The organism is Myroides sp. DW712 (assembly GCF_046557355.1).
Lineage (GTDB): Bacteria > Bacteroidota > Bacteroidia > Flavobacteriales > Flavobacteriaceae > Flavobacterium.
In genome coordinates this window covers 223,923-237,317 of the sequence record NZ_JBKFDO010000002.1, presented here as the reverse complement: position 1 = coordinate 237,317, position 13,395 = coordinate 223,923, and the positions used below count along the sequence as shown (strand labels likewise).

Genomic DNA, 13,395 nt, shown 5'->3' with positions numbered 1-13,395 from the left:
TGGTAAGGATTCATCCGACGAAACTGTTAAATTAAAAGATTATTCGAGCACAATCAATAGACAATCCTTCGACACCCCTCCAACTATCCTCCGAGTTTACAAGGGAAAAACAACTTTTTGTCGAACAACTCTTGACGCATACTCGAACCAACCTCGAACCATTCTTAAACAAAACGCCTTCCAAGCCGTCGTGAAAAACACAAAAAAAAGTTGTAAACCAATCCTATGGGTCTACAACTTTGTCCTACTCTATTCTTTTCTACTATGTTAAAGTAGAAGATTATCCTATTTATTGGTACTTCCGAATCCACTCCTGAAACTGTTGTTCATAGGTTTTTCCAATAGGAATAATCGCCTCTCCTATAAACAAGCGATTGCGCTCAATGGTATCAATCTGATCCAAGCGTACCACATAGGATCGATGTACTCGCATAAACGCTTCTTGTGGCAATTTCTTTTCTAATTCGAGAAACGTATCCAAAATAATCAATTTTTCCGTTTTGAGGTGTAAACACAAATAGTCTTTCAATCCTTCAACAAAACACAAGTCTTTCAAAAATAATTTGACCAACTTACCATCGGTTTTCACAAATAAAAAATCCGTCTCTTCTTTGGTGTTAGGAGCTAAAACAGGAGGAACTAGTGATGGTTCAATCGACTGAAAATAATCTTTGGCCTTTTGAATACTCTTGTAAAAACGCTCAAACGAAATGGGTTTGAGCAAATAATCCAACACCTGATATTCATACCCTTTTAACGCGTATTCACTATAGGCTGAAGTCACAATATACTTGGTTCGATCTCCAAGAATATCCATGATTTGTAGTCCTGTTAGCTCTGGCATTTGAATATCGATAAACAGCAAATCAATTGCTTCTTCTTCCAGTGTTTTCAATGCGTCAAAAGCAGAAGTACTTGTTCCAATAAGCTTTAATTGCGGTATTTTTTTAGTGTATTCCGTTAACAATGAAAGGGCCAGAGGCTCGTCATCTAGGATAAAACAGCGGATAGGATTCATAATTCAATCGTTAAGTTACAAAAGTAAGAAGTTTCCGTTTGTGTAATGGTCAAGCTGTGTCGTTCAGGAAAATGCAACGCCAATCGCTTTTGTATATTTTCGATACCGATTCCCTGTTGTTTGTCTTTTTGATAGGTATTGATTTTATTCTTCGTTTCAAAAATCAAGGTGGTGTTCTTTTGTATAATCGTCAAGATAAAAGGGTGGGTGGAATCTGTCACAACACCGTGTTTAAAAGTATTCTCCACAAAGGGCAACAACAAGAGTGGAGGAATTCGCACCTGATCCTGTTTGATATTTTTTTCTACCTGAATGTATTTCTCCCCTTGAATGCGCATACACTCCAGTTCAATATAGCTTTCGATATACTCAATTTCAGCCGCCAAAGACACCGTTTGCTGTTGGCTTTCATAGGTAACATACCGCATCAGTTGGCTCAGTTTTTCAATCGCTGGCAAGGCTAAATCCGATTTTTGATAGACCAAATAGTAAATATTATTCATCGTATTGAAAATAAAATGCGGGTTCACTTGAGATTTTAAAAAGTTGATTTCCGCTTCTGTTTTCAGGGCTAAAGCTTCTGTTTTTTCCTTTTGCGATTGAACAAACTGCACAATGAACCAAATCGTAATGGAAGGGACAATACAAAGACTAGCAAAATACAGGTTATCAACGATATAAAAAGAAGTGGGCAAGATTGGGCTGTAGTTCGTGACATTGTACAGCAGCTGTAAAAGGTATTCTTCAACAAAATAGCGCAATCCAATAAAAACCGAATAAATCAAGACTACCCCAAATACGATACGCCCAAATTTTTTAGCTCCGATAAATTTAGGAATGACATAGCCATAATTAAAGTAAAAAACAGCGGCACTCAACAGCGTAAATACCAGCGGATAGTATTGAAATACTTTGGCCTCTGATTCCACTCCTCCAAAAGCCAATTCAAATTGTAGGCTATCGTAGTTAAAACGCGTCGATGTGCGAATGATAAAAACAATCCAAAAGAGGATATGTATGATACAAATTTGCTTCTTCGTCATGATTTTGTTGCTAAAAAGACGCATTAAAGGTACGCCTAAAATTAAAGTCAATTGCCATTCTTCGACCAACGCCCCCAAATATCCGACCAACGAATCATCGGAAAAAAACATGCGTTGGTCTAAAAAAAGAATCGAAATACGGATGCTTTCGCATCTTTGTTTCAAACAAATAATCATGAAATACACCTTTCTCTTTTTTTTGATTTCTCTTTTTTCATTTGGTCAAACCGTTCAAGTAAAAGGCCAGATTTACGACGGAGAACAACCGACTGAATTCACTGAAATTCGCCTAACGAACAAGGGTTCTCAAGCCGTTTTTCAAACGTACACCCAAGAACAGGGAGCATTTACCCTTTCTGTAGCTCCTGCTTTGTATCAGTTGGCGCTATATCAATACAACCAAGAAGTCTATCAAGTGGATCTCGACCTCAAACACGATCGCGACCTAGGCAAAATTGTTCTTGAAGGTTCAAAACGCTTAGAAGAAGTACAAATTATCGCTCAAAAGCGTTTAGTAGAACGAAAAATTGATCGTTTGGTTTTTAATTTGGAGGCTGCTGTAGTAGGCTCAGGAGGCAATGTATTAGAGGCCTTAAAGGTCACGCCTGGCGTTCGTGTATCTCCTTCTGGTATTTCGATTATCGGTAAAAATCAGGTCTTCGTCCTACTTGACGATCGCCCTACGTATTTATCCGGTGATGAACTTCTGCGTTATTTAGAAAGCGTTAGTAGTTCCGATATAAAAAGCATTGAAGTCATTACCACACCTCCTGCCAAATATGAAGCGGAGGGCAATAGTGGTATTATCAATATTATAACCAAAAAAACACCCAAGGACACCTGGAATGCAGCCCTAAGTTCTACCTATCAACGCAGCAAGCGCAACACCCTACGCTACCATGCAGGATTCAATTTGAACCACAAAAGATGGAAAGCCAAAGCAACAGCTAATTTTGGCGATGCGCGTTTTCTCCGAACATGGAGCAATGACTTATTCTATACTGATGAAACTTGGGAAAGCCGAGCAACCACAGATGGGAAAAACAAGTACTACAACCTCAATTTAGACCTCTCCTACCAATGGAACAAAAATTGGGAAATGGGAATTAAATTCGCCAAAAACAACTATGATTTCAGGGGAACTATGGAGGGAGAAACCAAGCGTTTCCAATCCAGAGCACTTCATTCTTATATTACCGAAGACTCCGAAGAGCAATCCAAATCCAATCGCTTTATTCTATCCTATTTCAATGAAATTAAACTCGATACCGTGGGAAAAAAATTGACCTTAGATTTAGATTATATCAGTAGTGATCAGCCGAGTTATCGCAATTTCACTTCCGAGACACTCGATCCCTTGTACCAAAACATCCCCAACAGTTTTCTCAAAGGAGGCAATGACAATCAAAACACCATTGAGAATTACATTGGAAAATTAGATCTAGACCTACCTTTTTCAACGTTTACTTTTACTGTAGGCGCTAAAATTGCGACTTCACAGACAAAAAACAAATTAGGTATTTACAGCTCGATTCTTTCTAGTGGAGTACAACATAATCAATTTGATTACCGCGAAAACAATCAGGCGGTTTATGTATCAGGAACCAAAACATGGTTCGATGCCTTGACCCTTCAAGCGGGTTTACGAGTAGAAGCCACCCAAACTAAAGGATATGCCTCTGCCCTAAATCAAACCAACCGAAATGACTATGTCAAGTTCTTCCCTACGCTATACATCAACTATCAAATAAAAGAAGACCAAACCTTGGGATTCAACTATGCTAAACGAATTAATCGACCAAATTTTGAGAGTTTAAATCCGACGCGTTCTACCTATAATGCCTATAGTTATCACGAAGGAAATCCGTTTTTAAAGCCGGCGTATACCTCAAATTTAGAGTTAATATACACCTATAAAAAAGTAGAATCTAAGTTGTATTACAGCCATTTGAAAGACGGTATTTCACAAGTTTCTCAGATTAATGCAGAAACGAAACACTACAATTACATTTGGATGAACTATGTAGAGGTAAAAGAAATCGGACTATCCGAGAGCATTTATTTTAAACCCACTTCGTGGTGGAACAGTGCAAATGAATTCACCTTGACCTATTCTTCTGCGCTTCCTGTTTTGGACAATGAAGCACGAGTAAAAGGAACAGCTGCTTACTTTTCAACCTCCAATGATTTTATTTTGAATGCGGCTCAAACGCTATTCGCTGGATTCAATTACACCCAAAGCTTTAAAGGCGTGTCCGACAACTTCCATTCCAAGGCTTATGCGGATCTAAACCTAAACGTAAAATGTCTTTTATTGAATAAAAAATTAGAACTATCCCTTCAATTGAGCAATGTATTAAACAGCGTATATTCTACCTATAAAGAGACTACAGAAGCGATGCAACGCTTTCAAAACCATTGGGACAATCGTTCCGTTCGCTTTTCAGCCCATTATAAATTGGGAAATAGCGGCTTAAAAGTAAAACAAAGAGTCAATGCATACGAAGAAGAACTAGAACGATTGTAATTCTACTTTCTTCTTGTGTGATATAGTGGCAGGAAGAAGAAAGACAAGGCACCTAACACGACTACAATAGCCGTTTGAGTCGTCCATAACATCCAGCCAAAGGCGGTTCCTGCAACAGGTGAAATGTGATACAGCACGAGTAATTCTGCTAATAGCAAAGGAAAAGCACCGAAGCCGCCATTGGTAAAGGATACCGCAAAACTACCCGCAACAAAAGCCGACATCAGCATAGGAAAAGTCAATATACTTGTTTCTGCTAGTGCTAGAGTACCAAAGTAAAACGTGGCAATGTATCCCAACCAAATTACAAGTGTAAAAAACAAAAACGGCAATTTAGTAGGCATTTTAAAAATGCTCTTGACGCCTTCTACAAGTCCTTTTAACTTGCGCTTTATAAAAGCAATGGGTTTCCATGTCACATAGACAAACACCAAAACCAGAACTACAAAGCCTAGTATAGTCAGTACTCCCACCCAAGCCAATTGCTCCACGGGGACGTATTGCAACAAGAAATCCTTGAGCACGTCATATTGCAAAACCAAAGCTGTAAAAACACAAAGTAATAAGCAGATTAAATCGACAACGCGTTCAGACACAATACTGCCAAAGCTCTTATCAAAAGGGATTTGTTGATATTTTTGAAGGACCAAAGCTCGAGAGACTTCTCCCGATCGAGGTACGGTAAGATTCATGAGATAGCCAATATTAATGGCCATAAAGTTAGTGGTCGTAGAGGCTCGATATCCCATGTACTTCAGCGCGTAATTCCAACGATAGGCACGCGCCCATAAACTTATAACAGAACAGATCGAAGCGAGGATAATATAGCTGTAATCTGCATCTTTAAAATGCATCATCATCTCTCCAATCTGCTCTTTTGTGAATTGAGCAAACGCGTAATAAACTAAAAAAACTCCCAACGCAAGTGGGAGTATGATAGATACTAGTTTAGTAACGGTCTTCTTCAATATGTTAACTAAGTTAAGCTATTGTTCTCTTCATTGGGAAAAACAATAGACGGTCTAAATGTTTTAGCCTCCTCAAAATCCATTATTCCATAGGAAATAATAATCACGATATCCCCTTGGTGCACCTTACGAGCAGCGGGTCCATTTAGGGTAATTTCCCCACTATTTCGAGGACCGGGAATAGCGTATGTTTCAAAGCGTTCTCCATTGTTGATATTCACAATAGAAACTTTTTCACCTTCAATCATATTCGCAGCTTCCAATAGTGCTTCGTCTATGGTAATACTGCCAATATAGTGTAAATCGGCACCTGTTACGGTGACACGATGGATTTTTGATTTTACTACTTCAACTTGCATGTCGCGATAGTTTAGTTAAAAGATAAATTGTCAATTAATCGAACCCCTTCAATGTGAGCAACCAAGAACCCGCGGTAGTGATGTCCAACTTGTTTTACTGTAGCCACCTTTAGCGTTTCCTCATCGGCAATTGTAAAGTATTCGAGGTCAAAGGTAGAATTATTTTTAAATTGAGACTCAACAAATTGATTAACTTTTTCAATTGAATCCGTTTTGAACAACTCCTGTGCCTGTTTTAAAACCTGATATAAAAAGGTGGATTGATGCAATCCATCCGCCGAAATTCGCTCATTTCTAGAGCTCATTGCCAAGCCATCCGCTGCGCGAAAGATCGGAACTCCAACAATTGTCACCTTCAACTGTTCTTTTTCCACTAATTTTCGAATGATTTGCAATTGTTGAAAATCCTTCTCTCCAAAATAAGCTTTAGTAGGTTCTACTAGCTCAAAAAGTTTCTTTACGATTGTTCCCACTCCATCAAAATGTCCAGGACGTTGTGCTCCTTCCATTTCGAATTCTAAACCATCAAAATCGAACTTTTTAGCTACCGTTTCACCGGTATACATTTCTTCTACAGCAGGCGAAAAAACGACGATTTGGTCTGATAATGAGCGGATAATTGCTAAATCTCGTTCTAAAGTACGAGGATATTTAGCCAAATCTTCGGCATTATTGAACTGAGTAGGGTTAACAAAAATACTCACAACGGTACAGCCATTTTCTTGTAAGGATTGCTCCATCAAAGAAAGGTGTCCACGGTGTATAGCCCCCATTGTAGGCACTAAACCAATGGTTTGGTTTGCCTGATGAAAAGTCTCTAAATAAGCTTGTAATTCGACTTTTGTATGAAAAAGAAACATTTGCTTCGCGTTTTAAATAATGGCAAAATTAGTTAATTCGCGAAATAACTCCATAAAATTTCGTAAATTTGCACAGTTTTATTTATTTCAACAGAAACTATTTTTGAAGATGAAAGATAAGAGGATATTGTACGTATCATCGGAAGTGGTACCTTATTTAGCAGAAAATGAAGTCTCATTAATGTCTTATGATGCGCCTAAAATGATTAATGAACAGGGAGGCCAAATAAGAATTTTTATGCCGAAATACGGTAGCATCAATGAACGAAGACATCAATTACATGAAGTAATCCGCCTATCAGGGATGAATCTCGTGGTCAATGATATGGATATGCCTTTGATTATCAAAGTGGCTTCTATCCCCAAAGAGCGAATTCAAGTGTACTTCATTGATAATGATGAATACTTTAAACGAAAATCAACCTTTTCGGATGAAGATGGGGTTTTATACCCTGACAATGACGAACGAGCGATTTTCTTTACCAAAGGTGTGATTGAAACCATTAAGAAATTAAATTGGGTTCCTGATATCATCCACGTACAAGGTTGGATGGCATCCTTATTGCCTACCTATTTAAAAAATTACTATAAAGACGAAGCTATTTTTGCAGACACAAAAATCGTTACCTCTATATTTGAAGAAGGTTTTGAAGGCACTTTAAGCGCATCCATGCACAACAAAGTGGCTTTTGACAACTTGCCAAAAGAAGATATTGCAGATTTTGAAAAAGCAACCTACCAGAACATCATGGTTAATGCTATAAAAAATTCAGACGGTGTGATTCTTGCGTCAGCGAACATCCCTTCAGATTTAACAAAATATATAGAATCTTCTAATAAACCTTTCTTACCTTACGCTACTAAAGAAGCTTTTGCAGAGGCTTATACTACTTTTTACAACCAATTTTTATAATACTAACGCATATATCGATTTAGTAGATGAATTATAAAAACATCATAAAGACATTCGTAATCTTAGCTAGTATCGCAAGTTTACAATCCTGTGACAAAGATTTCAGCGAAGTTGGAGGAGATATTATCGGAGATAACAATTTAAACATTGATACCTATCAAGTTCAAGATATAAAAGCTTATACGCAACCTTATGGCGCGTTAAGTACCAAAAATTTACCCAACGTTCCTTTTGGTTCGATTGATAACGGCGAATTTGGTCGTACAAACAACAGTTTCGTAACGCAAGTATTGTCCGCATCAACTTCTTTTGACTTGATGAAAAGCAATGCAGTCATCGACTCTGTCTATGTTTATATTCCCTACTATTCACAATATGACAAAGTAGAAGATGAAATTACCTGGTATAAATTACAAAACGTAACAGGCGAAGGAAGTTTCAAATTAGAAGTTTACGAAAACGGGTACTATCTCAACGATGTTAATCCAGGAACAGGAAAAGATTTGACTTATTTTTCTGACGCACAACCGCAATTTGAACAGTTCAAAAAACCAACGGTTTTGAATAATTCAGCGGACATCAAACAGAATAACGAGTTCACCTTCACCAAGAAAAACATTATCATCTACAAAAGAGACGAAAATGGAAACATGGTTTATGATGAAAATACGAATAAACCCGTTGAAGCAGAACGATTGGCTCCAGGTGTATGGCTAGATTTAGACAAGGATTATTTCAAAAAATTCGTAGATGATAAGGATCTTTTAAAAGATCAATCACAGTTTAAAAATTACTTCCGCGGCTTATATTTCAAAGCGACAGGAAATAGTTCAACAGGAATCGTAGGTTTACTGAATATGGCTCAAGGTAAAATGGTGATTAAGTACCACCAAGAGACTGAGGAAACTAATAGTGAAGGAGAAAAGATAAAAAAAATCCAACGTGTTGGTGTTACCCTACCTTTTACCAAAGAAGCAGTACAAGATGGGGGAACTTCTTTTGATTCTCATATCAACGTGAGTTTAACAACAACCGAAGGAAATACCCACAACCAAGAAGGAGATAAAATTAACGGAGATTCATTCTTATACATCAAGGGAAGCGAAGGAAACGTAGCAGTCATTAATTTATTTAGCGCAAATGATTTTGAAGAATTAAAAGCATTAAAAGAAAAAGAATATTTAATTAATGACGCTATTTTAACCGTTCATGTAGATCAATCCGCCATGAATAAGAATCAAATTCCACAGCGTTTATACTTGTATAATTACGATAATGGCACGCCTATTTCTGATTTCTTAAATGACAATACAGCCAACGCAGACTACAGTAAATTACTGTATGGAGGGATTTATCAAGCTGCAAGTGAAGCTAATGCCATAAAAGGAGACTTCTACAAATTTAGAGTTACGGAATACATCCGCGCCATGTTAAAAAGCAAAGAATTAAAAAGTCCTAAGCTGGCTATTGCAGCGACCTATAATTACAACGATGCCTTATTGAATACCGTAACTAAAGGAATAAACAGTAAATTAAAAACTGAAATACCCAACACACCTGAAAATGTAACCTATGTACCTACACTATCAGCCATCTATCCGATGGGTACCGTAGTTTACGGAACGAATACTAGCTCAGACAAAAAAATGACACTGCAAATATTTTATACTAAAACTAAAAACTAATTATTTATGTGTGGAATCGTTGGATACATAGGTCATAGAGATGCATATCCAGTAATCATCAAAGGACTAACTAGACTAGAATATCGTGGGTATGACAGCGCTGGATTGGCTGTTTTTGATGGAGAAACGATTAATCTTTGCAAAACAAAAGGTAAAGTAGCTGATTTAGAAGAAAAAGCTACAGATGCTATAAAGAAAGGAACGATTGGAATTGGTCACACGCGTTGGGCAACCCACGGTGTACCAAACGACGTAAACTCACATCCTCATTTTTCCAATTCAGGTGAATTAGTTCTAATTCACAATGGTATTATTGAGAATTATGATTCGCTAAAACAAGAATTAATCAAACGCGGCTATACGTTTCAATCAGAAACCGATACAGAAGTATTGATTAACCTGATAGAGGACGTTCAAAAAACGCAAAAAGTAAAACTAGGAAAAGCCGTTCAAATTGCATTAAACCAAGTGATTGGAGCTTATGCAATTGCAGTAATGGACATCAAGAAACCCAATGAAATTATTGCGGCTCGTTTAGGAAGCCCCTTAGCTATTGGAATTGGAGAGAACGAATATTTCATCACCTCCGATGCTTCTCCATTTATTGAATACACCAATAATGCCATTTATCTTGAAGATGAAGAAATGGCAATTATCCGCTTACACAAGCCTCTAAGTATTCGAAAAATCAAAGATGACTCTTTGGTTAATCACTATGCACAAGAATTGCAATTAAACTTAGAGCAAATAGAGAAAAACGGATATGATCACTTCATGTTAAAAGAGATCTACGAGCAACCAGATGTCATTCGCGATACCTTTAGAGGGCGTTTACTGGCTGACCAAGGATTGATTAAGATGGCTGGAATTGAAGACAACTTGGATAAATTCCTCAATGCCAAACGCATCATTATTGTGGCTTGTGGAACTTCTTGGCATGCTGGATTAGTAGCGGAATACATCATTGAAGAATTCGCAAGAATTCCTGTTGAAGTAGAATATGCCTCTGAATTCAGATATAGAAATCCAATTATCAGCAGTGATGATGTCATTATTGCCATCTCACAATCGGGTGAAACCGCTGATACATTAGCTGCAATTAAATTAGCGAAAACCAAAGGAGCCTTTGTCTTTGGTGTATGTAACGTAGTAGGGTCATCCATTTCTAGAGAAACACATGCAGGTGCTTATACCCATGCAGGACCGGAAATTGGAGTAGCTTCAACCAAAGCATTTACGACGCAAATTACAGTACTTACGTTAATTGCTTTGCGTTTAGCAAAGTCAAAAGGAACCTTATCTCATTCGGAGTATTTGAAATACTTACGTGAATTAGAATTGATTCCAGAGCGTGTAAAAGAAGCTTTAGTACAAAACGAAGAAGTTTTAAAAATTGCCGAAGTCTATAAACAAGCGACAAACTGTTTATATCTAGGAAGAGGATACAACTATCCTGTAGCTCTAGAAGGTGCTTTAAAACTAAAAGAAATATCATACATTCACGCTGAAGGCTATCCTGCAGCAGAGATGAAGCACGGCCCTATTGCCTTGATTGATGAACATATGCCTGTTATTGTTATTGCGCCTGATCAAATGCACTATGACAAAGTGGTTAGTAACATCCAAGAAATCAAAGCTCGCCGTGGAAAAATCATTGCAGTGGTGACAAAAGGCGACAAACAAGTAAGAGCATTAGCGGATCACGTGATTGAAGTGCCAGGTATTTCAGAAGCATTGACGCCAATTTTAACGACAATTCCCTTGCAATTACTATCGTATCACATTGCCGTTTTAAGAGATTGTAACGTGGACCAGCCTCGTAATTTAGCGAAGTCGGTGACGGTTGAATAAATACAAAATGCGATTCCTTATTGGGCTCGCATTTTTTATATATAAATAAATTTTTAATCATTTTCATATTAAGAGAAAAAAACTATCTTTGCACTCTGAAAAAGTAGTTTTTTTCACTAAACGTAAATAGCTGTTAAATAAATACATAAGCAATGTCTAAAGTTACAGGAAAAGTTGCGCAAGTTATCGGACCAGTAGTTGACGTAGTCTTCAACACTGAGAACGCCGAACTTCCAAAAATTTATGATTCATTAGAAATCACTAAACCAGATGGTTCTAAATTAGTACTTGAAGTACAATCACACATTGGAGAAGATACAGTTCGTACAATTTCAATGGACTCAACAGACGGATTAAGTAGAGGTTACGCAGTAGCTGCTACAGGATCTCCTATCCAAGTTCCAATTGGAAAAGAGGTATTTGGTCGATTGTTTAATGTTGTGGGAGACGCTATTGACGGTCTTGGAAACTTACCAAAAGCAGGAGCTAACGGATTACCAATCCACAGACCTGCACCAAAATTCGAAGACTTATCTACTTCTACAGAAGTATTATTCACAGGAATTAAAGTAATCGACTTAATTGAGCCTTATGCAAAAGGAGGTAAAATTGGATTATTCGGTGGAGCTGGAGTAGGTAAAACAGTATTGATTCAAGAGTTAATTAACAATATCGCAAAAGGTCACGGTGGACTTTCTGTATTCGCAGGAGTTGGAGAGCGTACACGTGAAGGAAATGACTTACTTCGTGAGATGTTAGAGTCAGGTATTATTAAATACGGAGACGATTTCATGCACTCTATGGAAAATGGCGGATGGGATTTATCAAAAGTAGACCGTGAGTTAATGAAAGAGTCTAAATGTACATTCTTATTCGGTCAGATGAATGAGCCACCAGGAGCACGTGCACGTGTTGCTTTATCAGGATTAACAATTGCGGAATTCTTCCGTGATGGTGCTGGAGACGACCAAGGAAAAGACGTTCTTTTCTTCGTTGACAACATCTTCCGTTTTACACAAGCAGGATCTGAAGTATCGGCTTTATTAGGTCGTATGCCATCTGCAGTAGGATACCAACCGACATTAGCAACAGAAATGGGTGCGATGCAAGAGCGTATTACTTCAACTACAAAAGGATCTATTACTTCGGTTCAAGCGGTTTATGTACCTGCGGATGACTTAACTGACCCGGCGCCAGCTACAACATTCGCCCACTTAGATGCTACAACTGTATTGTCTCGTAAAATTGCTGAGTTAGGTATTTACCCTGCAGTAGACCCATTGGATTCTACTTCTCGTATCTTATCTCCAGAAATTTTAGGAAAAGAACACTATGCTTGTGCACAACGTGTGAAAGAAATCTTACAAAAATACAAAGAACTACAAGATATCATCGCAATCTTAGGTATGGAAGAGTTATCTGAAGAAGATAAACTAGCGGTACACAGAGCACGTCGTGTTCAACGTTTCCTATCTCAACCGTTCCACGTTGCTGAGCAATTTACAGGTATCCCAGGTGTTCTTGTAGACATCAAAGATACAATCAAAGGGTTCAATATGATTATTGATGGTGAATTAGACCATTTACCAGAAGCAGCTTTCAACTTGAAAGGTTCAATCGAAGAAGCGATTGTAGCTGGAGAGAAAATGCTTGCTGAAGTTTAATCATCACTTAAAACAGAACTATTATGAGATTAGAAATTGTATCACCGGAAGCTACCTTATTTGCTGGAGAAGTTACTTCTGTATCGGTTCCAGGTGTTAATGGTGAGTTTCAAATGTTAAACAATCACGCGGCTATTGTTTCTTTATTGACAAAGGGTAACGTGAAGTTTACAGGAACTAACATTTCTATTGCAGAACCATTTAATTCAAAATTCGTGAAAGTGAGTAACGATACCTACCACCTGCCTATTACGATGGGAACAGTTGAATTAAGTGACAACAAGATTATCATTTTAGCGAACTAAATCGCTATACCACATAAAAAAAGCCCGATTCATTCGAATGAATCGGGCTTTTTCTTTTACACACTACTTATTTCACCTTAATCTATCCTTTATCTCGCATTTAAACACCTATCTCAAAAAAAATAGAGCAACCTTGCTAAAGAATAAAGCATTCGCTTTACAGCTCCTTTAATGCGCTATATCTACAAAACCAAACGCCCTA

Annotated in this window: 11 protein-coding genes; 6 read left to right on the top strand and 5 right to left on the bottom strand. The window is 37.7% G+C overall.

Annotated features, from left to right (window positions below; genetic code table 11):
• Positions 1 to 289: 289 nt before the first annotated feature.
• Together ACLJX0_RS02585 and ACLJX0_RS02580 are read right to left on the bottom strand one after the other, a co-directional pair.
• Complete coding sequence (locus ACLJX0_RS02585) at positions 290 to 1,018, bottom strand: LytR/AlgR family response regulator transcription factor (RefSeq protein WP_410878126.1); 729 nt, start codon at positions 1,016 to 1,018, stop codon at positions 290 to 292.
• Positions 1,015 to 2,172 (bottom strand): sensor histidine kinase, encoded by a 1,158-nt coding sequence (locus ACLJX0_RS02580; RefSeq protein WP_410878124.1) that lies wholly within the window; start codon positions 2,170 to 2,172, stop codon positions 1,015 to 1,017. The genes ACLJX0_RS02585 and ACLJX0_RS02580 overlap by 4 nt, the downstream gene beginning before the upstream one ends.
• A gap of 64 nt (positions 2,173 to 2,236) precedes the next feature.
• Here ACLJX0_RS02580 and ACLJX0_RS02575 point away from each other — a divergent pair, with 64 nt between their 5' ends.
• Positions 2,237 to 4,588, top strand: coding sequence for a TonB-dependent receptor domain-containing protein (locus ACLJX0_RS02575; protein ID WP_410878122.1), 2,352 nt, complete (start codon positions 2,237 to 2,239; stop codon positions 4,586 to 4,588).
• A 2-nt stretch (positions 4,589 to 4,590) separates the two neighbouring features.
• Here ACLJX0_RS02575 and ACLJX0_RS02570 read toward each other — a convergent pair whose 3' ends face one another.
• From ACLJX0_RS02570 to panC, 3 genes are read right to left on the bottom strand one after another with little or no spacing between them, the layout of a single operon-like run.
• Positions 4,591 to 5,556, bottom strand: a complete 966-nt coding sequence (locus ACLJX0_RS02570) for a lysylphosphatidylglycerol synthase transmembrane domain-containing protein (RefSeq protein ID WP_410878120.1) — start codon at positions 5,554 to 5,556, stop codon at positions 4,591 to 4,593.
• Positions 5,557 to 5,564: 8 nt separating this feature from the next.
• Positions 5,565 to 5,915: an aspartate 1-decarboxylase gene (panD, locus tag ACLJX0_RS02565; RefSeq protein WP_002989232.1), complete on the bottom strand. Its 351-nt coding sequence runs from the start codon at positions 5,913 to 5,915 to the stop codon at positions 5,565 to 5,567.
• Positions 5,916 to 5,926: 11 nt separating this feature from the next.
• Positions 5,927 to 6,775 (bottom strand): pantoate--beta-alanine ligase, encoded by an 849-nt coding sequence (gene panC, locus ACLJX0_RS02560; RefSeq protein ID WP_410878118.1) that lies wholly within the window; start codon positions 6,773 to 6,775, stop codon positions 5,927 to 5,929.
• A 109-nt stretch (positions 6,776 to 6,884) separates the two neighbouring features.
• Between panC and ACLJX0_RS02555 the strand changes: the two genes are divergently transcribed.
• From ACLJX0_RS02555 to ACLJX0_RS02535, 5 genes are all read left to right on the top strand, one after another.
• Positions 6,885 to 7,688: a glycogen/starch synthase gene (locus ACLJX0_RS02555; protein ID WP_410878116.1), complete on the top strand. Its 804-nt coding sequence runs from the start codon at positions 6,885 to 6,887 to the stop codon at positions 7,686 to 7,688.
• Between the two features lie 26 nt (positions 7,689 to 7,714).
• Positions 7,715 to 9,373 carry a DUF4270 domain-containing protein gene (locus ACLJX0_RS02550; RefSeq protein ID WP_410878114.1) on the top strand — a complete coding sequence of 553 codons (1,659 nt, stop codon included), beginning with the start codon at positions 7,715 to 7,717 and terminating at the stop codon, positions 9,371 to 9,373.
• A gap of 6 nt (positions 9,374 to 9,379) precedes the next feature.
• Positions 9,380 to 11,224: a glutamine--fructose-6-phosphate transaminase (isomerizing) gene (glmS, locus tag ACLJX0_RS02545; RefSeq protein ID WP_410878112.1), complete on the top strand. Its 1,845-nt coding sequence runs from the start codon at positions 9,380 to 9,382 to the stop codon at positions 11,222 to 11,224.
• Positions 11,225 to 11,376: 152 nt separating this feature from the next.
• Positions 11,377 to 12,888, top strand: coding sequence for a F0F1 ATP synthase subunit beta (gene atpD, locus ACLJX0_RS02540; RefSeq protein WP_410878110.1), 1,512 nt, complete (start codon positions 11,377 to 11,379; stop codon positions 12,886 to 12,888).
• A gap of 23 nt (positions 12,889 to 12,911) precedes the next feature.
• Positions 12,912 to 13,193, top strand: a complete 282-nt coding sequence (locus ACLJX0_RS02535; protein WP_410878108.1) for a F0F1 ATP synthase subunit epsilon — start codon at positions 12,912 to 12,914, stop codon at positions 13,191 to 13,193.
• Positions 13,194 to 13,395 lie beyond the last annotated feature (202 nt).